Annotated in this window: 20 protein-coding genes; 13 read left to right on the top strand and 7 right to left on the bottom strand. The window is 69.3% G+C overall.

Annotated elements, in window-relative coordinates; translation table 11 throughout:
• Positions 1-134: 134 nt before the first annotated feature.
• Together BGP73_RS22990 and nhaA are read left to right on the top strand one after the other, a co-directional pair.
• Positions 135-296 (top strand): hypothetical protein, encoded by a 162-nt coding sequence (locus tag BGP73_RS22990; protein ID WP_170837758.1) that lies wholly within the window; start codon positions 135-137, stop codon positions 294-296.
• On the top strand, positions 296-2,179 hold the full coding sequence (gene nhaA, locus BGP73_RS06775; protein ID WP_069812580.1) for a Na+/H+ antiporter NhaA: 1,884 nt from the start codon (positions 296-298) through the stop codon (positions 2,177-2,179). Before BGP73_RS22990 ends, nhaA begins: the two co-directional genes overlap by 1 nt.
• Positions 2,180-2,296: 117 nt before the next feature.
• Here nhaA and BGP73_RS06770 read toward each other — a convergent pair whose 3' ends face one another.
• On the bottom strand, positions 2,297-3,826 hold the full coding sequence (locus BGP73_RS06770) for a helix-turn-helix domain-containing protein (RefSeq protein ID WP_069812579.1): 1,530 nt from the start codon (positions 3,824-3,826) through the stop codon (positions 2,297-2,299).
• Between the two features lie 503 nt (positions 3,827-4,329).
• On the opposite strand from BGP73_RS06770, the gene BGP73_RS06765 reads away from it, so the two are divergent.
• The gene (locus tag BGP73_RS06765; protein WP_069812577.1) at positions 4,330-5,964 is read left to right on the top strand and encodes an ABC-F family ATP-binding cassette domain-containing protein; all 1,635 of its coding nucleotides are present in this window, start codon (positions 4,330-4,332) and stop codon (positions 5,962-5,964) included.
• A gap of 110 nt (positions 5,965-6,074) precedes the next feature.
• On the opposite strand, the gene BGP73_RS06760 is transcribed toward BGP73_RS06765, so the two are convergent.
• From BGP73_RS06760 to BGP73_RS21835, 5 genes are all read right to left on the bottom strand, one after another.
• Positions 6,075-6,392 (bottom strand): nuclear transport factor 2 family protein, encoded by a 318-nt coding sequence (locus BGP73_RS06760; RefSeq protein ID WP_069812575.1) that lies wholly within the window; start codon positions 6,390-6,392, stop codon positions 6,075-6,077.
• 115 nt (positions 6,393-6,507) lie between these two features.
• On the bottom strand, positions 6,508-7,167 hold the full coding sequence (locus tag BGP73_RS06755) for a DUF1707 SHOCT-like domain-containing protein (protein WP_069812573.1): 660 nt from the start codon (positions 7,165-7,167) through the stop codon (positions 6,508-6,510).
• Between the two features lie 529 nt (positions 7,168-7,696).
• Entirely contained in the window at positions 7,697-8,008 is a 312-nt protein-coding gene (locus BGP73_RS06750; protein ID WP_069812571.1) for a YciI family protein, read from the bottom strand.
• A gap of 54 nt (positions 8,009-8,062) precedes the next feature.
• The gene (locus tag BGP73_RS06745) at positions 8,063-8,599 is read right to left on the bottom strand and encodes a hypothetical protein (RefSeq protein WP_069812569.1); all 537 of its coding nucleotides are present in this window, start codon (positions 8,597-8,599) and stop codon (positions 8,063-8,065) included.
• Positions 8,600-8,627: 28 nt separating this feature from the next.
• Complete coding sequence (locus BGP73_RS21835) at positions 8,628-9,152, bottom strand: TnsA-like heteromeric transposase endonuclease subunit (protein WP_280138139.1); 525 nt, start codon at positions 9,150-9,152, stop codon at positions 8,628-8,630.
• A gap of 677 nt (positions 9,153-9,829) precedes the next feature.
• Here BGP73_RS21835 and acnA point away from each other — a divergent pair.
• From acnA to BGP73_RS06690, 10 genes are all read left to right on the top strand, one after another.
• Complete coding sequence (gene acnA / locus BGP73_RS06735; RefSeq protein ID WP_069812565.1) at positions 9,830-12,547, top strand: aconitate hydratase AcnA; 2,718 nt, start codon at positions 9,830-9,832, stop codon at positions 12,545-12,547.
• Positions 12,548-13,151: 604 nt separating this feature from the next.
• Positions 13,152-14,579, top strand: a complete 1,428-nt coding sequence (ngcE, locus tag BGP73_RS06730; RefSeq protein WP_069812564.1) for an N-acetylglucosamine/diacetylchitobiose ABC transporter substrate-binding protein — start codon at positions 13,152-13,154, stop codon at positions 14,577-14,579.
• A gap of 63 nt (positions 14,580-14,642) precedes the next feature.
• On the top strand, positions 14,643-15,566 hold the full coding sequence (locus BGP73_RS06725; protein WP_069812562.1) for a carbohydrate ABC transporter permease: 924 nt from the start codon (positions 14,643-14,645) through the stop codon (positions 15,564-15,566).
• Positions 15,567-15,621: 55 nt separating this feature from the next.
• Positions 15,622-16,587 carry a carbohydrate ABC transporter permease gene (locus BGP73_RS06720; RefSeq protein ID WP_244501105.1) on the top strand — a complete coding sequence of 322 codons (966 nt, stop codon included), beginning with the start codon at positions 15,622-15,624 and terminating at the stop codon, positions 16,585-16,587.
• Positions 16,588-16,790: 203 nt separating this feature from the next.
• Positions 16,791-17,981, top strand: a complete 1,191-nt coding sequence (locus tag BGP73_RS06715; RefSeq protein ID WP_069812560.1) for an ROK family transcriptional regulator — start codon at positions 16,791-16,793, stop codon at positions 17,979-17,981.
• 131 nt (positions 17,982-18,112) lie between these two features.
• On the top strand, positions 18,113-19,201 hold the full coding sequence (locus tag BGP73_RS06710) for a sugar ABC transporter substrate-binding protein (protein WP_069812558.1): 1,089 nt from the start codon (positions 18,113-18,115) through the stop codon (positions 19,199-19,201).
• A gap of 336 nt (positions 19,202-19,537) precedes the next feature.
• Positions 19,538-20,326 (top strand): ATP-binding cassette domain-containing protein, encoded by a 789-nt coding sequence (locus BGP73_RS06705; RefSeq protein WP_079127258.1) that lies wholly within the window; start codon positions 19,538-19,540, stop codon positions 20,324-20,326.
• Positions 20,323-21,606 (top strand): sugar ABC transporter permease, encoded by a 1,284-nt coding sequence (locus BGP73_RS06700; RefSeq protein WP_069812557.1) that lies wholly within the window; start codon positions 20,323-20,325, stop codon positions 21,604-21,606. The genes BGP73_RS06705 and BGP73_RS06700 overlap by 4 nt, the downstream gene beginning before the upstream one ends.
• Positions 21,607-21,827: 221 nt before the next feature.
• Positions 21,828-23,765, top strand: a complete 1,938-nt coding sequence (gene dxs / locus BGP73_RS06695; RefSeq protein WP_069812554.1) for a 1-deoxy-D-xylulose-5-phosphate synthase — start codon at positions 21,828-21,830, stop codon at positions 23,763-23,765.
• 299 nt (positions 23,766-24,064) lie between these two features.
• The gene (locus BGP73_RS06690) at positions 24,065-25,585 is read left to right on the top strand and encodes an amino acid permease (protein ID WP_069812552.1); all 1,521 of its coding nucleotides are present in this window, start codon (positions 24,065-24,067) and stop codon (positions 25,583-25,585) included.
• A 129-nt stretch (positions 25,586-25,714) separates the two neighbouring features.
• Here the strand turns inward: BGP73_RS06690 and BGP73_RS06685 are convergent, their stop codons facing one another.
• Entirely contained in the window at positions 25,715-26,161 is a 447-nt protein-coding gene (locus tag BGP73_RS06685) for an NTP pyrophosphohydrolase (protein WP_069812550.1), read from the bottom strand.
• Positions 26,162-26,217: the final 56 nt, after the last annotated feature.

The following is a 26,217-nucleotide window of genomic DNA, read 5'->3' as shown; positions in this document are numbered from 1 at the left end:
TCCCAGATGAGAGTAAGCGGGGCGGGAAGTTCCTCCGACGTACCAGGTGTCCAGGCGCCGGGCGTCGGCCGTCACCCCTAGCCGAGCCGGGCACCGCCCGCGATCCGCCCGATAAGCCCGCAGTAAGGGAGCGCATGAGAACCACCATCCGCGACAACCCCGAGCCGAGCCGCCACGAGATCCCCGACCTCCTCCGGGGGGAGACCCCGGTGGGTCTCCCCGGGTGCGGGATTCCCGGCCCGAAGACCGCCTCCACCCCCGCACAGGTCCCGGCCGTGGCGCAGGGGAGCTGGTGATGGCGATACGGAAGAAGAACGACCCGGCCGCCCAGACCCCGGCCAGGAGGGGCACGCTGGTCGCCCAACTCTCCGGCCCGGTGCGCGCCTTCCTGAGCACCGAGGCGGGCAGTGTCGGTCTGCTCCTGGCCGCCGTCGTGGTGGCCCTGGCCTGGGCGAACTCGCCCTGGTCGGACTCGTACGCCTCGCTGTGGGCGACCGACGCCTCGTTCTCGGTCGGCGGGGCCAGTCTCTCCATGGACCTGGGGCACTGGGTCAGCGACGGCCTGATGGCCATGTTCTTCTTCGTCATCGGCCTGGAGGTCCGCTACGAGATCTCCGTGGGCGTGCTGACGAGCCGCCAACGCGTCGTGGTCCCGGCCCTGGCCGGGATCGGCGGCATGCTGATCCCCGTGCTGCTGTACCTGGCGATCGCGCCCGGGGGAGAAGCCCGCCAGGGATGGGGTGTGGTCATCGGCACCGACACCGCGTTCATGCTCGGGGCACTCGCCATCGTGGGCCCCCGGTTCGTCACGCAACTCCGCGTCTTCCTGCTGGCCATCACCGTCATCGACGACATCGTGGCCGTCGCCGTGATCGGCTTCGTCTTCTCGGAGACGATCCACCTGAAGCCGCTGCTGGTCGCGCTCACCCTGTGTGTGGCCCTGTCCGGACTGACCCGACTGGGCGTCTGGCGCGCGTCCCCGTACGTGCTGATCGTCCTCGCGCTGTGGCTCGCCACCTTCGAAGCCGGCCTCCACGCCTCCATCGCCGGCATGATCGGCGGTCTGCTCATCCCCGCCCAGCTCCCCGCACGCCAGGCCGTGGAGCGGGCCGCCCGGCTCTTCCGAGCCTTCCGCCAGTCCCCCCGAGCGGACGTGGGCCTGTCGGCACGGAGGGGACTCAAGCGCGCCGTCTCCGTCAACGAGCGGCTGCAGACGGTGCTCCACCCCTGGACGAGCTACTTCATCGTCCCGGTGTTCGCCCTGGCCAGCGCGGGCGTCGACCTGCGCGGCGGCGTCCTGAGCGACGCACTGACCTCCAAGGTCACCTGGGCCGTCATCATCGGGCTGGTCCTCGGGAAGCTCCTGGGCATCGGAGGCGGTGCGCTGCTTCCCGCCCGCTTCGGCCTGGGCAAGCTTCCCAGGGGTGTCGGTCCGGGCCACGTGCTGGGCGGTGGCGTGCTGTCCGGGATCGGCTTCACGGTATCCCTGCTGATCGTCGGGCTCGCCTTCGAGGACCCGGTCCTACGCGCCCAGGCCACCGTCGGCGTCCTGATGGCGGCCGTGTTGTCGACGGTTCTGGGATGGGTGTCGTTCCGCCTGGCCGCGGTTCTGCGCGGCGAGACGGACGCCGACCTCCCGCGGACTCTCGACCGTCCTGTCGACCCGGCCACGGACCACGTCAAGGGTCCCGTGGACGCGCCGCTGACGCTGGTGGAGTACGGCGACTACGAGTGCCCCTTCTGCGCCCATGCCACCGGTGTCGCCCAGGAACTGCGGCAGCGGTTCGGCGACCGGCTGCGGTACGTCTACCGGCACCTCCCGCTGCCGGACGTACATCCGAACGCCGAACTCGCCGCCCGGGCGGCGATCGCCGCTGACACGCAGGGACGCTTCTGGCAGATGCACGACCTGCTCTTCACCCACCAGCACGAACTCGAGATCGACGACATCGTCGGCTATGCCGCCCAGGCCGGACTCGACGTCGAGATCTTCCTTCGGGATCTCGAATCAGAGGAGACGGCCGCCCGGATACGCGCCGACGTCGCCAGCGCCGAGGCGAGCGGGGCCAGCGGCGCCCCGACCTTCTTCATCGGCGACCGCCGGCACACCGGACCCTCCGACGCGGCGACCCTCGCCCGCGAACTCGAGGCGTCAGTCGCCGACGTGGGGTCGCGGTAGCCAGGCCCACCGGCAGCCCCCGTCCTCGGATACGAGGGCGGGGGCTGCTCACCCGGCATCCCGGATCCGAACCGCCCGGGGAGGCCAGCCGTCGGCCACACGTTCGGCGCGCTGTGCTCAGATGTCCCGGAACGTCTCGATCTGCGCACCGATCGAGTTCAACCGCTCGGCGAGTTCCTCGTAACCGCGGTTGATCACATAGACGTTCCGCAGCACCGAGGTACCCTCCGCCGCCATCATCGCCAGCAGCACCACGACCGCCGGCCGCAGGGCCGGAGGGCACATCATCTCCGCCGCCCGCCAGCGGGTCGGCCCCTCCACCAGCAGCCGGTGCGGGTCGAGCAGCTTGATGTCGGCGCCCAGCCGGTTCAGGTCGGTCAGGTAGATGGCCCGGTTGTCGTAGACCCAGTCGTGGATCAGCGTCGACCCCTCCGCGCTCGCGGCGATCGCCGCGAAGAACGGCACGTTGTCGATGTTGAGCCCGGGGAACGGCATCGGGTGGATCTTGTCGATCGGGGCCCGAAGCTTCGACGGTCGCACGGTCAGATCGACGAGCCGGGTCCGGCCGTTGTTCGCCGGGTACTCCGCACCGCGCTCGTGGTCCAGCCCCATCTCGGAGAGGACCGCCAACTCGATCTCCAGGAACTCCACCGGCACCCGTCGGATCGTCAACTCCGACTCGGTCACCAGCGCCGCCGCGAGCAGGCTCATCGCCTCCACCGGGTCCTCGGACGGCGAGTAGTCGACGTCCCGCCCGATGCTCGGCATCCCGTGCACCGTCAGCGTGGTCGTGCCGACGCCCTCGACCTTCACACCCAACTGCTCAAGGAAGAAGCAGAGGTCCTGGACCATGTAGTTGGAACTGGCGTTGCGGATCTCCGTGACCCCGTCGTGCCGGGCGGCGGCCAGCAGCGCGTTCTCGGTCACCGTGTCGCCGCGCTCGGTCAGCACGATCGGGCGGTCGGGGCGCACCGAAGGATCGACCTTCGCGTGGTAGACGCCGTCGGTGGCGGCGATCTCCAGACCGAAGTGCCGCAGCGCCGTCAGATGCGGCTGGACCGTCCGGGTGCCGAGGTCGCAGCCGCCCGCGTAGGGGATCTCGAAGTGGTCCATGCGGTGCAGGAGGGGCCCGAGGAACATGATGACGCTCCTGGTGCGCCGTGCGGCGTCCATGTCCATGCCGTCCAGGTCCAGCTCCGCCGGAGGAGTGATCTCCAGATCACATCCGTCGTTGATCCAGCGGGTCCGGACCCCGATGCTGCCGAGCACTTCCAGGATCCGGTAGACCTCCTCGATCCTGGCCACTCGCCGCAGGGTGGTGCGCCCGGAGTTGAGCAGCGACGCACAGAGCAGCGCGACGCAGGCGTTCTTGCTGGTCTTCACGTCGATGCTGCCCGACAGCGGCCGTCCTCCGACGACCCGAAGGTGCATCGGGCCGGAGTAACCGAGCGAGATGATCTCGCTGTCCAGAGCCTCGCCGATCCTGGCGATCATCTCAAGGCTGATGTTCTGGTTGCCGCGCTCAATGCGGTTGACAGCACTCTGACTTGTTCCGAGCGCGTCCGCAAGTTGAGACTGTGTCCAGCCGCGGTGCTGCCGGGCATCACGAATCAGCCGGCCGATGCGTACAAGGTAGTCATCTCCCATGCCTGGCAAGCTATCTCACATATGAGATCCATGCTCGCGGAGGGGGCCATTCGGGTGAGTCCCCGCGTGTCGAGCCCTGCCGAGCCGCGCGTACGGCGAGACGAGGGTGCCGTCCGGGAGCCTCCCGACGGACTGCCGCGCTGGTCCGCCGGCGGCAGCACGGCCAGCTCGTCGGCGCGCGCCCAGCACGGCAGGCGAACCGCCCCCGGGGACCTCAGCACGCGGTGGGGGAGCGCGCGACCCGGCCCCGGCTCGGCAGCGGCGGTCAGCAGCCGGGGCGGTGAGGCGCACCGGCTGCTAGCCTGGTTGAGACGTCGATCGGTAGTCGAGGAGAGCCAGACATGGTGGGTGACGACGACATCTCCGGGTGATACCCGGACCTGACGGCCACCGGCCGGTGCGTGGAAGCGCCGCCGATGTGGCCTTTTCGTCGTTCCCTTGCCCACGTCTGCCGAGGGTGGGCAATTGCTGTTTCCGCCCTCATCCCACACGAGGTCGCTGCCGTGTCCGATGCCTCCGTCATCTGCTCCAACCTGTCCTTCTCCTGGCCGGACGAGACCCCGGTCTTCCGGAACCTCTCCTTCACCGTGGGCGCCGGCCGCACCGGTCTCGTCGCGCCCAACGGCTCCGGCAAGAGCACGCTGCTCAGACTGATCGCCGGCGAACTGCGGCCCACCACCGGATCGGTGTCGGCGAGCGGTGTCCTGGGCTACCTGCCGCAGAGCCTCCCGCTGACCGGCGACCTCACCGTCGCCGAGGTCCTCGGCGTCGCGGCGGTGATCGAGGCCCTGGACGCCGTCGAGTCCGGGGACGTGAGCGAGGAGCACTTCACGACCATCGGCGACGACTGGGACATCGAGGAGCGCACCCGCGCCCAACTCGACCGCCTCGGTCTGACCGATCTCACTCTCGACCGGAGCCTGAGCACGCTCAGCGGCGGTCAGGTCGTCTCGCTCGGTCTCGTCGCCCAGCTGCTGAAACGCCCCGAGGTGCTGCTGCTGGACGAGCCCACCAACAACCTCGACCTCGACGCCCGGCACCGGCTCTACGACGTACTGGAGGACTGGAACGGCTGCCTGCTGCTGGTCAGCCACAACCGGGCGCTGCTCGACCGGATGGAGCAGATCGCCGAACTCGATCGCGCCGAACTGCGCCTGTACGGCGTCGGCTTCACCGCCTACGAGGACGCCGTACGAGCCGAGCAGGAAGCCGCCGAGAAGGACCTCCGCAACGCCGAGCAGGAGTTGAAGCGGGAGAAACGGGAACTCCAGCAGGCCCGGGAACGCGCTGAGCGCCGCGCGAACAACGCCGCCCGCAACCTCAAGAACGCCGGCCTGCCGCGCATCGTCACAGGAAACAGGAAACGCGGTGCACAGGAGTCCGCGGGCCGGGCGGGCCACACGCACTCCTCCCGGGTCGGCGAGGCCAAGGCCCGCCTGGAGGAGGCGGGCCGAGCCCTGCGCGACGAGCAGCGCATCACCGTGGACCTGCCGGACACCGATGTTCCGGCCGGGCGCACGCTCTTCCTCGGCGAACGCATGCAGGTCCGCCTCGGCGAGCGGACGCTGTTCGCCGGGGAGGGCGTCGACCTCACGATCCGCGGTCCCGAGCGCATTGCGCTGACCGGACCCAACGGCGCGGGCAAGTCCACGCTGCTCCGGCTGGTCAACGGCGACCTGCCGGCGGACCACGGAGAGACCAGGCGGGCCGGCGGTCGGATCGCCTATCTCTCACAGCGGCTGGCTCTGCCGGACCTGGACCGCAGCGTGGCCGAGAACTTCGCCGCGTCCGCCTCCGGTAGGCCGGAGGCGGAGCGGATGAACCTGCTCGCCCGCTTCCTCTTCCGAGGGCCCAGGGCCCACCTCCCGGCCAGGACGCTCTCGGGCGGTGAGCGTCTGCGCGCCGCCCTCCTCTGCGCCCTCTGCGCCGAACCGGCTCCGCAACTGCTCCTGCTCGACGAGCCGACGAACAACCTCGACCTGATGAGCGTCGGCCAACTGGAGAGCGCACTGAGTGCTTATCGGGGCGCGCTGCTGGTCGTCAGCCACGACGAGCGGTTCCTCACGCGGATCGGTGTGGACCGGTGGCTGCGGCTGGCCGACGGCGAACTGAGGGAGGCGGGGGCTCCCGAGGCGTGAACCACTGGTCCTGAGGCTCCCGGGCCTTACCCGGATGTACGAGCCCGGGCGCCGGCCGCAAGTGGCCGGCGATCGGGCCGTCTTCCTCGCGGGACGGGGGCTCCACCGGCTCAGCCGACCGGAGTCGCCTGGTGGAAGTACATCCGCCAGCCGGCCTCCGCCCGGCGCCACAGGGAACTCCGCCAAGCCCGGCGGCCTCGGTGGTCGGTGAAATAGGTCAGGTGGACGAGACCCGGAGCCAGAACGGTTCCGGCCAACTCGCTGACGGTCACCGGGGACTTGGGGGAGACCGATCCGTCGCCGGTCACTTCGAGGATCGACCGCACGTCCCACCGCCGCCCCGAAGCGCCGATCTCGACGAATTCCGGATCCAGCAGTTCCAGGACGCGGACCGGTGAAGCCCGTACCTTCGGATCGAGAAGCCGCATCTCCCCGTCGAGGGCTGCCTGAACAGCGGAGTCGCTCTCATCCGTCACACGGGGAAGACTACGTGGTGCGCGGCTGGCAGGTCCGTGTGAAACCGAGCGTTGGTGGACGATGGAGTCAAGCGCCCGGAGAAAGGGGGGCCGACCCGCGCAGCAGCCACTGCCCGAAGGACCGGCGCGGGGGCCGCACCACCACGCGGCCGTGGGCCTTCCTACCGGTCAGCTCCACTCGCAGGGTGACCGGTGTGTCCGGATCCGCCGGAGCCCGGCGGTACTTGACCCTGCTGTGCACCAGCTGCAGGCCGTCGGTGTCGACCACGATGCCCGGCTTGGTGACGAGGGTCAGTGTCTTACCCGTCATATCCGCGTCGATCCGCAGGGTGTCATGTGTGATCACCGCGTCAGTGAAGTCGAGCGTCACCTTGCAGAAGCTCACCCTGAGCTCCAGCCTCCGCGGTACCAGCCAGCGCCCCGCCCGCTCGATCGCGCCGCTGTGGACCTGTTTGATCCGAACCACGTCCTTGGCCCCTGCTCCGGTCGCCCAGACCGCGGCCGACACGGGCGGCAGGTCGGCGGTGAGCGCGGAGAGTTCGCTCAGCGTCCGTGCCGACAGGGCGGCTTCCACCCGCTCGTCCAACTCGTCCGTGGTCAGCAGGCCGTCCCCCGCCGCGATGCGCAGCACGTCCACCACCCGGTCCCGGTCGGCGTGAGAGGCGCGCAGCTCGGGCGACGAGCCGGCGCCGGAGCGCTTCCCGGTGGGCGATATCTCTCCTGACATGCTTCCGTCCTGGTTCGGTCGAGAGTCCCCGCGCGATGCGGAGTGGAAGGAGTGAACGCTATACCGGGTTTGGGAGCGGCTGGTCCGCATCACGGAGAGGCGACGGCCGGCGGTGGTTCACGGTGTGCGGCGTCCATCATGCCGAGCCCTGATCGGGGCAACAACCAGGGACCGGAGGGCGGTTCCGGCTCACCTCCGGGGCCCGGCGGGGCGCCGGCGGTACATCGTCGAGCCGGACACTCCCGTCGACTCCCCGACGCCGTCCGGCGGTGCTCCGAGCCGTGGAAGAAGTCTGCGGGCCGAAGTCGCTGGCAGGCGTTCGCCGTAGGTACGCACCGCTCCACCGCCGTCTCCCGGGTGGAGGCGACCTCGCGCTTTACGTGATCTTCGGTGAGAAACCCGGCGGTCATCCGCCTTCAGGCGCACCGCCCAGCCCTCGCTTCGACAGGTCAGAGGTGACCTGTCGCAGTGAAGGTTGAGTGATTCTCACCGAACGTTGAGCGGTTCCCTATGGCGCCCAGGCGAGCGATCAGAGGCCCTGTGCGAGGACATCGGCGAGGACGGGGTGGATCCGGCCCGGGGTGGTGGTGATGGTGTACTTCGCGACGCCGTTCGTGACGAACGGGTCCTGGCCGGTGATCTGCTCGATCGTGTCGCGGTCGACGCCGTGGGCGATGATCGCGCCGCCCTCTGAGGTGGGGACGGTCTGGCCGGAGACCAGAAATGTCCCGGCGGCATGGTGCCGCTCAAGGTAGGCGACGTGACCGGCAATGTGCGGGGTGACGTCGTCCTCGGTCGCGGTGTAGCGGAGTTGGAGCAGGTGGAGCACGGTGTCCTCCATCGCGTTCTGAGTTGTCGGCTTGGCGGGTTCGCCGCCTCACTACTGGTTGCCGGGTCAGGGTTCGTGGTTCGAAGGTCCTTGGGCGAGTCGCTCTTTTCTGCGCCGGTGGTAGAGCTTGGTGCGGCAGGACGCTGAACATGTGAGGCGGATCTGGTTCTTGCGTCCGGGCTGCAGGGGGCCGGAGCAATACGTGCAGTTCGCCGGTTGTTGCCGGCGGTGCCGTTCGGCGAGGTGCCGCAGCGAGAGGCCGACTTCCGCGTCCTTGCGGATGGCCCGACAGAGCAGGTAGGTGCCCCGGGGCAGTCGCCGGTACTGGCCTGTGACGGTGGTCCGTCGGCGGGGAACGACGGCGTCCGTCAGGGCCGGGTTGAGGTGGTCGGCCGGATGGCCGGTGAGTACGGGGAGACGGTCGAGGCGGGGTTTCCCGGTCCAGCTGGGCGGACCGCAGACGACCGCGTGCAGGGCACTGGGCCGAAGGTGGTTGGCTCTGGCCAGGCGCCTGATGTAGTTCTCGGTGCTCTCGCCCAGGTGCGGGCGGACCCGCATGGGAAGCGGGGCCGCGGGACGTTCGTCGGCGGTGCCGGACGGCATGGCGAGACGGTGCCTTTCTGCGTGGCGGTCAGCTGGATTCCGAATTGTGGTCGAGAGGGATCGCCTCAAGACCCGCCTTCGTGATCTTCTCGCTCCACAGAAGGTGGAACAGCGCGGGCAGGACACGCAGAACGTCCCCGGCCTCTTCGGCTCCTTCCCGCAGCCCATGAGGCTGCCGGAAGACCTCCATCAGACGCTCGACGACATCGGCCTCACGGCCGCACCGCCCGTGCCGGTAGCGGGCCAGCCACCGCAGGTTCGCCATGAACACCGGATCCGGGACACCGGCGTGGCGAACTCCCAGCCCACCGCCGAGCAGGCCCGTTCGGTCGCGGCGAACGCCTGCGCGGTCCGCTCGTCGACACCGTCCTCGGCGGACATCGACCACGCGGGCGCGTCCGTCGGCCAGCCGTGCGAAGTAGTCAGGCGCGTGCCGCCGCTTCTCTTCCTCATCGCGCCAGTGCAACCAGAACGGCTGCGAGGCGATCCCCACCACCTCCGGCGCGAAGTCCAGCAGGATCAGCCGGTCCCGCTCTAAGGGTTGTCCCGTAATCCCCGGTGGATCAGCGCACGACGGCAGATGCGGTACATCGCAAGGCGGAGGGACGTCCCGATACTGGGCGTATCAGGATGTTCCGACAACGCGGCGAGGTGCCGTAGCTGTCGTCGTGCGCCCACCGGGGATTGCGGGACAACCCTTAGCCACGACTCGTAGCCCACATGGCCGCCCGTGGTCGCCGCGTAGTACCAGGCCGCGAAGCTGCGGTCGCCCTTGTTCCACCGGCACCCGCGTACGGGCGATACGTCCTCGAACCGGACACCCCAGCCGGAGCCCAGTGCGGTACGACGACGCTGGCCACTGTCGAAGAAGTCCAGGTCAAAGGCGCCCAGCGCGGGATCGCCGTACGCGCGTACCGGTTCCCCCACCGTCTCCCCAGACAGTCAGCCTTAAACGATCACTCAACCTCCGGTGAGAAAACCGAGCGGTCACCAGCCTTCGGTGACCACGCTCAACCTTCGCTGCGAGAGATCAAAGGGGGGTCCGAGGCATGACCGCGGAGCCCCGATGTACTAGAGTTATCTCGACATCGAGATATCTGCCGAGAGTGCACCGCAGCCATCTGAGGCAAGCCGGACCGACTAAGGCTTACCTCAGCGGAACGGCTACGAGCCGTGGCGGCAGGATTGCGGTATTGCGGTAGTACGTGCACATTCATGAAGGAGACTGTCGTGTCGGCGAACAGCTTCGACGCCCGCAGCACGCTGCGTGTGGGTGACGAGTCGTACGAGATCTTCCGGCTGGACAAGGTCGAGGGCTCCGCGCGCCTCCCCTACAGCCTTAAGGTGCTGCTGGAGAACCTGCTCCGCACCGAGGACGGCGCGAACATCACCGCCGACCACATCCGGGCGCTGGGCAACTGGGACGCCAGCGCCGAGCCCAGCCAGGAGATCCAGTTCACGCCGGCGCGTGTGATCATGCAGGACTTCACCGGCGTGCCGTGCGTCGTCGACCTCGCCACCATGCGCGAGGCCGTCAAGGAGCTCGGCGGCGACCCGGCGAAGATCAACCCGCTCGCCCCCGCCGAACTGGTCATCGACCACTCCGTGATCGCCGACAAGTTCGGCACCCCGGACTCCTTCGCGCAGAACGTCGAGCTGGAGTACGGCCGCAACCGTGAGCGCTACCAGTTCCTGCGCTGGGGCCAGAACGCCTTCGACGAGTTCAAGGTGGTCCCGCCGGGCACCGGCATCGTCCACCAGGTCAACATCGAGTACCTGGCCCGCACCGTGATGGTCCGGAACGGGCAGGCCTACCCCGACACCCTGGTCGGCACCGACTCCCACACCACCATGGTCAACGGGCTCGGTGTGCTCGGCTGGGGTGTGGGCGGTATCGAGGCCGAGGCCGCCATGCTCGGCCAGCCCGTCTCGATGCTCATCCCGCGGGTCGTGGGCTTCAAGCTGACCGGCCAGCTGCCGGCCGGCACCACCGCCACCGACCTGGTGCTGACCATCACCGAGATGCTGCGCAAGCACGGCGTGGTCGGCAAGTTCGTGGAGTTCTACGGCGAGGGCGTGGGCGCGGTGCCGCTCGCGAACCGAGCCACCATCGGCAACATGTCGCCCGAGTTCGGCTCGACCGCGGCCATCTTCCCGATCGACCAGGAGACCCTCACCTACCTGCGCCTCACCGGCCGCAGCGAGGACCAGCTGGCGCTGGTCGAGGCGTACGCCAAGGAGCAGGGCCTCTGGTTGGACCCGGCCGCCGAGCCCGACTTCTCCGAGAAGCTCGAGCTCGACCTGGCCACGGTCGTTCCCTCCATCGCCGGCCCGAAGCGCCCGCAGGACCGGATCGTGCTGTCCGACGCCAAGGAGCAGTTCGCACAGGACGTGCGGGACTACGTCGAGTTCGCCGGCCCCGACGAGGCGGGTGAGGAGTCCTTCCCGGCCTCCGACTCGCCGGCCATCTCCGACGACATGCCCACCATGCCGGTCCCGGTGACGGCCGCCGACGGCACCAGCTACGAGCTGGACCACGGAGCGGTCGCGGTCGCCGCGATCACCTCCTGCACCAACACCTCCAACCCGTACGTCATGGTGGCTGCGGCGCTGGTGGCGAAGAAGGCGGTGGAGAAGGGGCTCACCCGCAAGCCGTGGGTGAAGACCACCCTGGCGCCCGGCTCCAAGGTCGTCATGGACTACTACGAGCGGGCCGGCCTCACGCCCTACCTCGACAAGCTCGGCTTCAACCTGGTCGGTTACGGCTGCACCACCTGCATCGGCAACTCGGGCCCGCTGCCGGACGAGGTCTCCCAGGCCGTCAACGAGCACGACCTGGCCGTGGTGTCGGTGCTCTCCGGAAACCGCAACTTCGAGGGGCGGATCAACCCGGACGTCAAGATGAACTACCTGGCCTCCCCGCCGCTGGTCGTCGCCTACGCCATCGCCGGCTCGATGAAGGTCGACATCACCACCGAGGCGCTCGGGATCGACACCGAGGGACACCCGGTCTACCTGAAGGACATCTGGCCCTCGGAGCGCGAGGTCGAGGACGTGGTGGCCTCCGCCATCGGCCAGGAGATGTTCGGCAGCAGCTACGCCGACGTCTTCACCGGGGACGCCCAGTGGCAGGCGCTGCCGATCCCGACCGGGAACACCTTCGAGTGGGACGAGGAATCCACCTACGTCCGCAAGCCCCCGTACTTCGAGGGCCTGACGATGGACCTCACCCCGGTCGAGGACATCAGCGGCGCCCGGGTGCTGGCCAAGCTCGGAGACTCGGTCACCACCGACCACATCTCCCCGGCCGGTGCGATCAAGGCCGACACGCCGGCCGGCCGGTACCTCACCGAGCACGGCATCGCGCGCCGTGACTTCAACAGCTACGGCTCCCGCCGCGGCAACCACGAGGTCATGATCCGCGGCACCTTCGCCAACATCCGGCTCCGCAACCAGATCGCCCCGGGTACCGAGGGCGGTTTCACCCGCGACTTCACCCAGCCCGACGGGCCGGTGGGCTTCATCTACGACGCCGCGCAGAACTACCAGGCCGCCGGGGTGCCGCTGGTCGTGCTGGCGGGCAAGGAGTACGGCTCGGGCTCCTCCCGCGACTGGGCCGCCAAGGGCACCGCCCTGCTGGGCGTCAGGGCGGTCATCGCGGAGTCCTACGAGCGGATCCACCGCTCCAACCTCATCGGCATGGGCGTCCTGCCGCTCCAGTACCCCGACGAGGTCACCGCTGAGTCCCTCGGACTGACCGGCGAGGAGACCTTCTCCATCACCGGTGTGACCGCCCTGAACGACGGCATTCCGGAGACCGTGAAGGTCACCACCGACACCGGTGTGGAGTTCGAGGCCAAGCTCCGTATCGACACCCCGGGCGAGGCCGACTACTACCGCAACGGCGGCATCCTGCAGTACGTGCTGCGTTCGCTGATCCGCGACTGACCGGCACCGGCCGTTCGGTCCTGCGCGCTGACGGGCGGGCCGCGTTCCCCGGAAGGGGAGCGCGGCCCGCCGCGCTGTTCCAGGGTCGGTTCGATTCCGCCGGACGGCGAGCGCAAGGCGGAATCCGGTCGGCCTCTTGCGAGCGGTCTCCAAGGAGGCGGAACACCGCCGTCCGGTCTGATCGGAATACCGAATCGGCCACCGGCGTCCGCATCGCCCGGAGCCCTCCGTGCAGCAGCGCAAGGGTGAGCCCGGACGGGTGAGTGGGGCGCTCGACCAAATGGGGGATGACGGGCGGCAAATCGCCAGAGGTCTCAACTCGGGAAAGTCTGTTGACCAAACCTGCATTTGATCTTGCCCGGGTGGTGTTGAGTGGACTATACCTGTCGACGTCCGAGGGGCCGTACGGTCGAACACGGACCCGGGGGGCGGGGGACAGGTCAGGACGCGCCTGATCAACTGTCACCACACCCCGCGATCCCGGTGCACACTCTGAGCACGACCCAGCTTCACCACACCGCGGTGCGGGGCCCTTCGCCGGAGGCGAGCATGCACGGGCGACCGGTAACACCGCCTGAGTCCTGGAGAAGGCGAGGACTTGAGCATGGGATCCACCGACTACGGCCGCCGAGACCTGATCAAGCGGGCTGCCGCCATCGGGCTGATCGCGGTGCCCACCATGAGCGCGCTGACCTCGTGTGCCGCCAGTGACAGTGGCGACGACGATGGCCGGGTGGCCGAGGGCAAGAAGACCGCGAAGAACCCGCTGGGCGTCAACGCGAGCGGCCCGCTCGACGTCGTGATCTTCGACGGCGGCTTCGGCCAGCAGTACGCCAAGGACGCCGAGGCGGAGTTCGCGAAGGCCTACCCGAAGGCCGAGATCAAGCACGCGGCGACCGAGAAGATCCAGACCACCCTTCAGCCCCGCTTCAACGGGGGCACCCCACCGGACCTCATCGACAACTCCGGCGCCGAGCAGATGGACTTCGGCACACTGGTCTCCAAGGACCAGCTCACCGACCTCACCCCGCTGCTGGACGCCCCCTCGCTCGACGACCCGAACAAGAAGGTGCGCGACACGCTGCGCCCCGGCGTCGTCGAGATGGGCCAGTTCGACGGCAAGCCGGTCTGGGTCCTGTACTACGCCTACACCGTCTACGGGGTGTGGTACTCGCAGTCGATGTTGGAGAAGCACGACTGGGAGTACCCGGAGACCTGGGACGACATGCTCAAGGTCTGCGCCGCGGCGAAGAAGAAGGGCATCGCGGGCTGGACCTACGCCGGCAAGCACCCGTACTACATCCCCTTCAGCCTCTACCCGTTCATCGCCAAGATCGGCGGGCCGGACGTGCTGAAGGCGATCGACAACCTCGAACCGAACGCCTGGAAGCACCCGGCGGTCAAGGCGGCCTTCGAGGCCTACTACGAGCTCTACAAGAAGGGCTACGTCCTCCAGGGGACCCCGGGGCTGGACCACATCCAGTCCCAGACCGCCTGGACCGAGGGCGAGGCGCTGTTCCTCCCGAACGGCTCCTGGGTGGAGAACGAGGCGGCCAAGACCACGCCGAAGGACTTCAAGATGGCCGTGGGTGCCCCCTCCGGCCTCGACAGCTCCGACAAGATGCCCTTCGGCACCATCTGGGCCTCCGGCGGTGAGCCGTTCATCGTGCCGAAGAAGGCCAAGAACCCGGTGGCGGGCATGGAGCTGATGCGCATCATGCTCGGCGAGAAGTCCTCCAAGAACTTCACCGAGCAGGTCTCCTCGCTCACCTCGCTGGACGGCGGCACCGACGGGCTCAAGCTGCCCCCGGGCCTCTCCAGCGCCAAGGCCGCACTGGACAAGGCCGGCGATAACATCGTCAACCCGCGCATACAGGACTGGTACGTCGCCCTGCAGAAGGAGAAGATCGGCACTGCCGCGCTGGGCGAGATGATGGCGGGGCGGATGACGCCGGCCGAGTGCGTCAAGGCCTGCCAGAAGTTCGCCGACCAGACCGCCGCGGACGACAGCGTCAAGAAGTACAAGCGCTGAGCACGTGAGTCCCCTGGCGTCACCGGCGGCACCTGGCAACAGGAAAGAACGAGGTCGGTAGAAATGCAGCACGGCAAGTACCGGTTCATCGTGGGGTTTCTGGCCGTTCCCCTGGTGATTTACGCGATCTTCGTGATCTCACCGTTCGTCCAGGCCATTTACTACTCCTTCACGAACTGGACCGGACTGAGCGCCGATTTCGAGATGATCGGGTTCGGCAACTACGACCGGCTGCTGCACGACGAGGTGTTCTGGAAAGCCGTCCGGAACAACGTGGTGCTGCTCATCGTTCTGCCGCTGGTGACGCTCGGCCTCGGCCTGTTCTTCGCGTTCATGCTCAACGTCGGGGGACGGCGGCGGAAGAACGCCGTCATCGGCGGGGTGCGGGGAGCCGGCTTCTACAAGATCGTCTACTTCTTCCCGCAGGTGCTGTCCATCGCGATCGTCGCGCTGCTCTTCCAGTTCGCCTACGACCCGCACAGCGGCGCCGTCAACTCCGCCCTGAAGGCGGTGGGCCTCGGATCCCTGCAACCGGACTGGCTGGGCGACCCCAGCCTCGCGCTCTGGTGCGTGATCACGGTGATGGTCTGGAGCAACGTCGGCTTCTACGTGGTCCTCTTCTCCGCGGGGATGAGCTCCATCCCCAAGGACTTCTACGAGGCCGCCCTGCTGGACGGGGCGAACCGGTTCAACACGTTCTTCCGGATCACCCTGCCGCTGCTGTGGGACACCGTGCAGACCGGATGGGTCTACATGGGCATCATCGCACTGGACGCCTTCGCCGTGGTGCAGATCATGACCGTGGGGGCGAACGGCGGCGGACCCGCCTACTCCACCGAGGTCCTGACCATCTTCGTCTACCAGAAGGGCTTCCGGGACGGGCAGGCCGGATACGCCACCGCGATCGGTGTGGCGCTGCTCCTCCTCACCATGCTCTTCGCGGTCACGGTCATGAAGCTCGGCCGGCGAGAGCGGCTGGAGTACTGATGCCGAACGGAGCCCGTCCGATCCACCGCTCGACCGCCGACCTGGGGGCAGCACAGTGACCTCGCCAGCAGAACCCTCGGAGATCCAGGACGTCACCGAACCGAAGGTCGCGGTCCCCCCGCCGGCCGCCGGGGCGGCGGAGACCCGGTCGGCGGCGCGGCCCCGGCCGGGCGGAGAGCGCAAGCGCCCGGCCGTCGGCGACCAGGTGCTGAACGTCTTCTCACACGGCATGCTCGCGGTGTGGGGGCTCCTGGTCACCCTGCCGCTGCTGTGGGCGGTGATGACCGCACTCAAGACGGACCGGGAGATCTTCACCTCGCCCTGGGGGCTGCCGAGCGCCCTGCGCTGGGAGAACCTCTCGCGCGCCTGGGACAAGGCGCACATGAGCGATTACTTCTTCAACACGTTCGTGGTGGTGGGCGGGGGGCTGGTGGGCACCATGCTCTTCGGAGCGATGGCCGCCTACGTCCTGGCCCGGTTCGAGTTCCGGGGCAACCGCTTCCTGTACTTCCTGTTCGTGGGCGGGATGAGCTTCCCCATCATGATGGCGCTGGTGCCGCTGTTCTACGTGATGGACAACATGAGCCTGCTCAACACGTACCACGGGCTGATCCTCGTCTACATCGCCTACTCGCTCCCCTTCACGGTCTTCTTCCTCACGGCCTTCTTCCGCACGCTGCCGACCTCGGTGGCGGAGGCGGCGCTGATCGACGGCGCCTCGCACACCAGGACCTTCTTCCAGGTCATGCTGCCGATGGCGAAACCCGGCCTGATCAGCGTGGGGATCTTCAACTTCCTCGGCCAGTGGAACCAGTACATGCTGCCCCAGGTGCTCAACACCGACCCGGACAAGCGGGTGCTCACCCAGGGCCTGGTGGCCCTGGCCGTGAGCCAGGGGTACAAGGGGGACTGGTCCGGGCTCTTCGCCGGCCTGGTGCTCGCCATGCTGCCGGTCCTCGCGGTCTACATCATCTTCCAGCGGCAGGTGCAGTCCGGACTGACCGCGGGCGCGCTGAAGTAGCCGCAGCCCTCCCGGGCCACGCCGGGGCGGCCCACCTTCCGAGGTGGGCCGCCCCGGCGCCGTATGCCCGCCGAAGGGTGGTAGCTGGTTCAAGCCCTTGACGAGAGGGCCGCAGCGGCTCAGCTTAGAGTTCACATGTTGTAGATGGAGAGGTCTGCTAGCCAGGGCGGCCTCCGTCCTGCTCGACTAGGAGTGATCGGACTGTGGTTGATACTCCGGGATCGCAGTCGTCGCTGCACCGGGCCAATCTGGAACGGGTGGTCCGCGCGGTCCGGCTCTCCGGCTCACTCACCCAGGCGGAGATCGCCCGGGCCACGGGGCTGTCCGCGGCCACCGTCTCCAACATCGTGCGCGAGCTCAGGGAGAGTGGGACGGTGGAGGTCACACCGACCTCCGCGGGGGGCCGGCGGGCTCGGAGCGTCTCGCTCAGCGGGGACGCCGGGATCGTCGTCGGAGTCGATTTCGGCCACACCCATCTGCGGGTCGCCGTCGGGAACCTCGCCCGACAGGTCCTGGCGGAGGAGGCAGAACCGCTCGACGTGGACGCCTCCGCGGAGCACGGCCTGGACCGGGCGGAGCGGTTGGTGGGGCAGCTGATCGCGAGCATCGGGGTGGACCGCGCCAAGGTGGTCGGTGTGGGCCTCGGGGTGCCGGGCCCGATCGACGGGGAGTCGGGCGCGATCGGTTCGACGACCATCCTGCCCGGCTGGTCCGGGATGAACCCGCGGGAGGAGTTGGCGGGCCGGCTCGGCATCCCGGTGCACGTCGACAACGACGCCAACCTCGGGGCGCTCGGGGAGCTGGTCTGGGGGAGCGGACGAGGGGTGCAGGACCTCGCCTACATCAAGGTGGCGAGCGGGGTCGGCGCCGGCCTGGTGATCAAGGGGGAGATCTACCGCGGCCCCGGTGGCACGGCGGGCGAGATGGGGCACATCACCCTGGACGAGTCCGGGCCGGTGTGCCGCTGCGGCAACCGCGGCTGCCTGGAGACCTTCACCGCCGCGCGGTACGTGCTGGGACTGCTGACGCCCACCCACGGACCGGACCTGACGATGCAGAGGGTCGTGCAGCTCGCCCGGGACGGCAACCCGGGCTGCCGGCGGGTGGTCGCCGACGTGGGCCGGCACATCGGCAGCGGTGTGGCCAACCTCTGCAACCTCCTCAACCCCAGCCGGGTGGTGCTCGGCGGGGACCTGGCGGAGGCCGGCGAGCTGGTGCTGGAACCGATCCGCGAGTCCGTCTCCCGCTACGCGATCCCCAGCGCCGCTGAGCAGTTGTCAGTCGTGGCCGGGGCGTTGGGCGGCCGGGCCGAGGTCCTGGGCGCGATCGCCCTGGTGATGAGCGAGATGGGTGATTCGAGTCTTTTGGACGGCACCGCGCCCAGCCTCTCATAACCCTTCACTTAGAGAAGGAATGGCACCGTTGCCATCTCGTTAAAGATTTACTTCTTGACGCATTGGTCTCGGCCAAGTTGACTGCGGAACACCTCGGCCGCGCGCGCGGCCTCGTCAGGGAGGTTCCACTCATGAACGCGACGATGCGTCGCTTCGCCACCGGCGCGGTAGCGGTCTCGATGGCTCTGTCCGTGGCCGCCTGCGGCAAGGCCGGCAGCGATGACAAGGGCGACAGCGACAACAAGACCATCGGTCTGCTGCTCCCGGAGAACAAGACCACGCGGTACGAGACCTTCGACCGGCCGTTGATCACGAAGAAGATCACGTCGCTCTGTCCCGACTGCGAGGTCGCCTACAACAACGCCAACGAGGACACCGAGACCCAGAAGAAGCAGTTCGACGCGCTGATCACCAAGGGCGTCAAGGTCATCATCCTGGACGCGGTGGATGCCACCGCCACCAGGTCCTGGGTGGACCGGGCAGCGGAGAAGGGCGTCAAGGTCGTCGCCTACGACCGGCTCGCCGAGGGGGACATCTCGGCCTACGTCTCCTACGACAACGAGAAGATCGGCCAACTCCAGGGCGAGGCCATGCTCCAGGCGCTCGGGGACAAGGCCGCCAAGAGCAACGTCGTGATGATCAACGGATCGCCGACCGACCCGAACGCCGCCCTCTTCAAGTCCGGTGCGCACAGCGTGCTGGACGAGAAGGTCAAGAAGGTCGTCTACGAGCAGGACATCCCGGGCTGGTCGGCCGCCGAGGCCAACAAGAAGATGACCGCCGCCGTCACCTCGCTCGGCAAGGACGGCTTCGACGCCGTCTACGCGGCCAACGACGGCATGGCCGGAGCCATCGCCACCGCCCTGAAGTCCGCCGGCGTGAGCGGTGTGCCGTTGGGCGGCCAGGACTGCGAACTCGCCGGGATCCAGCGGATCCTGGCCGGCAGCCAGACCTACTCCATCTACAAGGCGATCAAGCCGGAGGCGGAGACCACCGCCGAGATCGCGGTGGCCCTGCTGGAGGGTGACGGCATCGGCGAACTGGCTCCGCAGAAGTCGGACAGCCACAGCAAGAAGGGCGTGCCCACCAAGCTCTTCGACGCCCAGATCGTGACCAAGGACAACGTCGTGGACACGATCATCAAGGACGAGGTCTACACGGCCGAGGAGATCTGCACCAAGAGCTACGCGAAGGCCTGCGCGGAAGCCGGCATCAAGTAGCCCGCAGGGCGATCCGGTCCGCCGGACGGATCGCCCGAGGGGGGAACTCCCCCCGAGGGAGCAGCCGGTGCGGCTCCGGCCGGTGTCGCCCAGCCGCGGAGTCCGTCGCCCGTCACGGGCCCCCGCCCGCGACGGGTGCCAGGACGCCTACGGTGGGAGCCGACCCGCGGTCGTCGACACGCCGCCGGTCGGCCCCGCCGCCCCGGGGTCCCCCCGCTCCGGGGCTCTGCGGCGTTCCCGGCCCGTGCGGGCCGCTGGTTCGCCCTTTCCCTGCCCGCACCGTCCTCCGCGTGGCGTGAACCGCGCGGCACCCCGCCGGCCAGGCGGGTGAAGGAGATGATGTACGTGTCCGCTACGCCCGTGCTGGCGTTGCGCGGGGTCTCCAAGCGGTTCGGCGCCGTCCAGGCGCTCACCGACGTCCAGTTGGAGATCCACGCGGGCGAAGTGCTCGCCCTGGTCGGCGACAACGGCGCCGGCAAGTCGACCCTGGTCAAGACGATCGCCGGGGTCCATCCCATCGACGAGGGCGCGATCGAGTGGGACGGCCGCCCGGTCGCCATCCACCGCCCTCACCACGCCCAGGAGTTGGGCATCGCGACCGTCTACCAGGACCTCGCGCTCTGCGACAACCTCGATGTGGTCGCCAACCTCTTCCTCGGCCGGGAGGAGCGCTCCGCCAGCGTCCTCGACGAGGTGGCGATGGAGAAGCGGGCCAAGGAACTCCTCGACACCCTGTCCATCCGGATACCCAGCGTCCGGATCCCCGTCGCCGCCCTCTCCGGCGGACAGCGCCAGGTGGTGGCGATCGCCCGCGCACTGATCGGCGAGCCCCGGGTGGTCATCCTGGACGAGCCCACCGCCGCCCTGGGCGTCGAACAGACCGCGCAGGTCCTCGACCTGGTGGAGCGACTGCGGGAACGCGGCCTGGGCGTCATCCTCATCAGCCACAACATGGCCGACGTGCGGGCGGTCGCGGACCGGGTCGCGGTGCTGCGGCTGGGGCGCAACAACGGCGTCTTCTCCGTGTCGGACACCTCCCACGAAGAGATCATCGCCGCCATCACCGGAGCCACGGACAACGCCGTGACCCGCCGTCAGGCGCGCACCGCGGAGGGAACGAAGTGAGCGACACGGCAAAGCAGGAGCAGCCGACCCAGGACCCGACGGCCGCACCCGAGAGCGGCGCGCCGGCCCTCGACCCCCGACTGCTGGTCCGGGAACAGGGGCTGAGCGGCTACCTGAGTGACTTCAAGCGCAAGGTCCGCGGTGGCGAACTCGGCTCCATCCCCGTCGTCCTCGGGCTCATCCTGATCGGCGCCATATTCCAGACGCTGGACAGCAGCTTCCTGACCGCCGACAGCCTCAGCAACATCAGCGTCTACATCGCCGGCCAGGGCATCATGGCCGTCGGCATCGTCTTCGTGCTGCTGCTCGGCGAGATCGACCTCTCGATCGGTTCGGTCGCCGGGGTGGGCGCCGCGCTCTGGGCGGTGCTCAGCGTCACCCACCACATGGACGACGCCCTCGCCGGACTGATCGCGGTCGCCGCAGGCGCGCTCATCGGCGGGCTGCACGGCTTCTTCTTCGCGAAGGTCGGCGTTCCGGCCTTCGTGGTCACCCTCGCCGGCTTCCTCGGCTGGAGCGGCCTGCAGATCTGGCTGATGGGCGAGGAGGGCAGCATCAACACGCCCTCCGGCAGTTTCGTGGAGAAGCTCACCGACTTCTACTTCGACGACATCGCCGCCGCCTACGGCCTGGCGATCGTGGCCATCCTCGCCTACCTCGGATCCATGCTGCTGGACAGCCGCCGCCGGCAGGCCGCCGGTCTGCCGCACCGGGCGCTCAGCGAGATCCTGTTGCGAGCCGGCCTGCTCGCCGCGGTGGCGCTGGTGGCGGCCTACGCCCTCAACCAGTCCCGGGGCCTTCCGCTCGCCCTGGTGATCTTCCTGGCGGTGCTGGTGATCACCGACTTCGTGGTCCGGCGCACCACCTACGGCCGGCAGATCTTCGCCGTCGGCGGCAACGCGGAGGCCGCCCGCCGAGCCGGTATCAGCGTGGAGAAGGTCCGCATCACCGTCTTCGCGATCGCCGGCCTGCTGGCGGCCTTCGGCGGACTGTTCATCGCCAGCCTCTCCGGCGGCGCCAGCAAGGGGCTCGGCAGCGGGAACACCCTGATGAACGTCATCGCAGCCGCCGTCATCGGCGGCACCAGCCTCTTCGGCGGCCGCGGCAAGGTGTGGTCCGCCCTGCTCGGCATGCTGGTCATCCAGTCCATCGAACAGGGGCTGAACCTGCTCGGGATGGCCAGCGCCATCCAGTTCATGATCACCGGCGCGGTGCTGCTCGCCGCGGTGGTGATCGACTCGCTCTCCCGCCGCACCCAGAAGTCCGCGGGGCGCACCTGACGCCTCCCGTCCCCGGTGCGAGGTGCCCGGTCCCGGCCATCGGCGGGGGCCGGGCACTCGCGTACGGGCCCGAGCGTTCACCCGGATGCCGCGGAGGTCAGCCCCAGGTGGGCCATTCGCGTGCGTTAGAACGCACGGCCCGCGACACATGCTCGTAAGGGGAACACTAGACTCGGCTGACCGGCAAAGGCACGGACAGCTCGACAGCTAAGGAGGCACGGGTGGCGCTGCTGACCCGAATCAGGGGACCGCGCGATCTGGACCGGCTCGACCCGGAGCAGCTGACCGCGCTGGCCGAAGAGATCAGAACCTTCCTGGTCGAGTCGGTCTCCAAGACCGGGGGCCACCTCGGACCCAACCTCGGGGTGGTGGAGCTGACCATCGCCCTGCACCGGGTGTTCCACTCCCCTCAGGACAAGGTGCTCTTCGACACCGGACACCAGTCCTATGTGCACAAGCTGCTCACCGGACGGCAGGACTTCTCCAAGCTGCGGAGCAAAGGGGGCCTCTCCGGCTACCCCTCGCGTGCGGAGTCCGAGCACGACGTGATCGAGAACAGCCACGCCTCGACCGTGCTGGGCTGGGCGGACGGCCTGGCCAAGGCCAACCAGCTGCTCGGGCGGGACGACCGGGTGGTCGCCGTGACCGGCGACGGAGCGCTGACCGGTGGCATGGCCTGGGAGGCGCTGAACAACATCGCCGCCGCCAAGGACCGCCCGCTGGTGATCGTCGTCAACGACAACGAGCGGTCGTACGCCCCGACCATCGGCGGCCTCGCCAACCACCTCGCCACGCTCCGCACCACCGACGGCTACGAGCGCTTCCTCGCCCGGGGCAAGGACATCCTGGAGCGGACGCCCGTCGTCGGCCGACCGCTGTACGAGACCCTGCACGGTGCCAAGAAGGGGCTCAAGGACTTCATCGCCCCCCAGGGCATGTTCGAGGACCTCGGCCTGAAGTACGTCGGCCCCATCGACGGGCACGACATCGAGGCGCTGGAGTCGGCGCTGCAGCGGGCCAAGCGCTTCGGTGGGCCGGTCATCGTGCACTGCCTCACCGAGAAGGGCCGCGGCTACCAGCCGGCCCGCCAGGACGAGGCCGACCAGTTCCACTCGGTGGGCGTCATCCACCCCGACACCGGGCTGCCGGTGAACTCGGCCGGGGCCGACTGGACCTCGGTCTTCGGGGAGGAGATGGTCGAGCTCGGCCGGGCCCGCAAGGACATCGTCGCCATCACCGCGGCCATGCTCCAGCCCGTCGGCCTGGAGAAGTTCGCCAAGGCCTTCCCCGAACGCGTCTTCGACGTGGGCATCGCCGAGCAGCACGCGGCAGTCTCGGCCGCCGGGCTCGCCACCGGCGGCCTGCACCCGGTCTGCGCGATCTACGCCACCTTCCTCAACCGCGCCTTCGACCAACTGCTGATGGACGTGGCCCTGCACAAGTGCGGCGTCACCTTCGTGCTGGACCGGGCCGGGGTCACCGGCACCGACGGCGCCTCCCACAACGGCATGTGGGACATGTCCGTCCTGCAGTGCGTGCCCGGGCTGCGGATCGCCGCGCCGCGCGACGCCGACCAGCTGCGGGCCCAGCTCAGGGAGGCGGTGGAGGTGGAGGACGCGCCCACCGTCGTCCGCTACTCCAAGGGGGCGGTCGGCCCCGCGGTCGCCGCCGTCCGGCGGGTGGGCGGCATGGACGTGCTGCGTGAACCCGCGGCCGACGCGGACCTGGGCGACGGGCCGGGGCCGGACGTGCTGCTGGTCTCGGTGGGCGCGCTGGCTCCGATGTGCCTGGAGATCGCCGGCCTCCTCGACCGCCAGGGGATCACCAGCACGGTCGTCGACCCGCGCTGGGTCAAGCCCGTCGACGAGCAGCTGCCGGCCCTCGCCGCCGAGCACCGGGTCGTCGTCACCGTCGAGGACAACAGCCGGGCCGGAGGCGTGGGCTCCGCGATCGCCCAGGCGCTGCGGGACGCCGACGTGGACGTGCCGCTGCGCGACTTCGGCATCCCGCCGCGCTTCCTCGACCACGGCTCCCGCAAGGAGGTGCTCGCCGAGATCGGGCTCACCGCCCCGGACATCGCCCGCCAGGTGACCGGCCTGGTCTCCGAGCTCAGCGGCCGGCTCGCCGGCGAACCGGCGCAGGCGGCCGGTCGGGAGTGACCGCCGGCCAGGGTGACCCCGTGCGTGGAGCCCCCGTGGCGGACAGGTGAAGATATCGGACCGGCTGCGAGCCGGTCGGACAGGGCGCCGGGCCACCGTGGAGGTGGCCCGGCGCCGTCGTTCCGGCGGTGCCGCGGGCGAGCCCGGCGGTACCCCGCGCACCGGTGGAAAATCGGCTCCGGTTACCGATTCCCCAGCTCCGAACTGTGTGCGACACTCAGCCACGCCTTAGGAAGAATCTTGACGCTGATCCAGGCGGAGGTACGAGGTTGAGCACGCAGAAGCAACGGGTACGCGGGATGGACGGCCTGTTGCGCACCAAGTCAGTCGAACAGTCCATCCGCGACACCGAAGAGCCCGGGCACAAGCTCCGGAAGAACCTCACCGCGCTCGACCTCACGGTCTTCGGCATCGGGGTCATCATCGGCACGGGCATCTTCGTGCTCACCGGTCAGGTGGCCAAGGAGGTCGCCGGCCCGGCCGTCGCCCTCGCCTTCGTCGCGGCCGGCCTGGTCTGCGCCCTCGCGGCGCTCTGCTACGCGGAGTTCGCCTCCACCGTGCCGGTCGCCGGTTCGGCGTACACCTTCTCCTACGCCTCGCTCGGTGAGCTGCTCGCCTGGATCATCGGATGGGACCTGATCCTGGAGATGGCGCTCGCCTGCTCGGTGGTCGCCGTCGGCTGGTCCGGCTACGTCCGCTCGTTGCTCGACAACGCCGGCTGGCACCTCCCGCAGGCGCTCTCGGGCACGTCCGCCGAGCACGGGTTCGGCTTCGACCTGCTCGCCTTCCTGCTGGTGCTCGTCCTGACCGGGGTGCTGGTCGCAGGGATGAAGCTGTCCGCCCGGGTCACCTCCGTCGTGGTGGCGATCAAGGTCGGCGTGGTGCTGGTGGTCATCATCGTCGGCGCGTTCTTCATCAAGGCCGACAACTACAAGCCCTTCATCCCGCCGGCCCACGAGTCGAGCGGTGAGGGCTCCGGCCTGACCGCGCCGCTGATCCAGCTGCTGTCCGGCTACACCCCGTCGACCTTCGGCATCATGGGCATCTTCACGGCCGCGGCGGTCGTCTTCTTCGCGTTCATCGGCTTCGACATCGTCGCCACGGCCGCCGAGGAGACCAAGGTGCCGCAGCGCGACGTCCCGCGCGGCATCCTCGGCTCACTGGTGATCTGCACCGTGCTGTACGTGGCGGTCTCGATCGTGGTGACCGGTATGCAGAAGTACACCGAGCTCTCCGTCGAAGCCCCGCTCGCCGACGCCTTCAAGTCTCAGGGGCACCCCTTCTGGGCCGGGCTGATCGGGTTCGGCGCGGCGGTCGGCCTGACCACCGTCTGCATGATCCTGCTGCTGGGCCAGACGCGGGTCTTCTTCGCCATGAGCCGGGACGGTCTGCTGCCGCGGACCTTCTCCCACGTCCACCCGCGCTTCCAGACCCCAGCCCGCTCCACCGTGATCCTCGGTGTGTTCGTCGCGTTCATCGCCGGCTTCACCAGCATCTCGGAGTTGGCGGAGCTGGTGAACATCGGCACCCTCTTCGCCTTCGCGGTCGTCGCGCTCGGTGTGCTCGTCCTCCGCCGCACCCGCCCGGACCTGCCGCGCGGTTTCCGCGCGCCGCTGGTGCCGTGGCTGCCGATCGTCTCGGTCTGCGCCTCGCTGTGGCTGATGCTGAACCTGCCGGCGGAGACCTGGCTGCGGTTCGCCATCTGGATGGTGCTCGGAATGGTCATCTACTTCGCCTACGGGCGCAGGAACAGCCGGATGAACTCCGCAGGGGATGCCGAGGTGCCCCCGGAGATACCCGCGGCCAGCGCTGATCGCTGAGCGCCGCCGACTGAGGCCGGCGCCGTCCGGCCGACCCGACCGGTTGACGCGCCCCGGGCCGCTTCTGCGGCCCGGGGCGCGGCGTTGTGGTGAGGAAGTCCGTGAGGCCCGGCGGGCGTCGCGGGGACGTCACCCCGCGCCGTCCGCCCCCGTACCCGGCCGCACCGCTCTGGGGCCCGCGCACACCGCGCCGTGCCGCTCGACCCGCTGCCGGAGTTCACGGTCGGCGGTGACCACCAGACAACGCCGACTCGGCTGGTGGCGGGCCGCCTCGGCGACGAGTTCCACGATCGCGTCGTCCCCGCTGCCGGCCGCCGGGACGACCCGCACCCCGGCCACCGAAGCCACCCCGCGGGCCGCCCCCTCGACGACGAGCACCAGCTCCAGCGGAGGCTCGGCGGCCCAGGGCGGCAGGCCCACGCGAGCCGGCAGGCCCAGGTCGCCGTATCCGGCCAGTCGGTCCCTGAGCCGTTCGGCGGCGCCGAACCGATCGAGCCACCAGCCGTCCGGCACGGACCCGACGACGTTGGCGCCGTCCACGACGACCAACGGGGAGGATTCTGGGGAAGCGTTCACCGTCCCATTCTCCTCACCCGGACCCGGCCCGCCCGAAGGCGGCCGGGTCCGCGCCG

Source organism: Streptomyces sp. TP-A0874 (genome assembly GCF_001748085.1).
In the GTDB taxonomy this organism is placed as follows: Bacteria; Actinomycetota; Actinomycetes; order Streptomycetales; family Streptomycetaceae; genus Streptomyces.
Note: the sequence above shows the minus strand (reverse complement) of the source record. Positions and strands in the feature narration are given on the sequence as shown.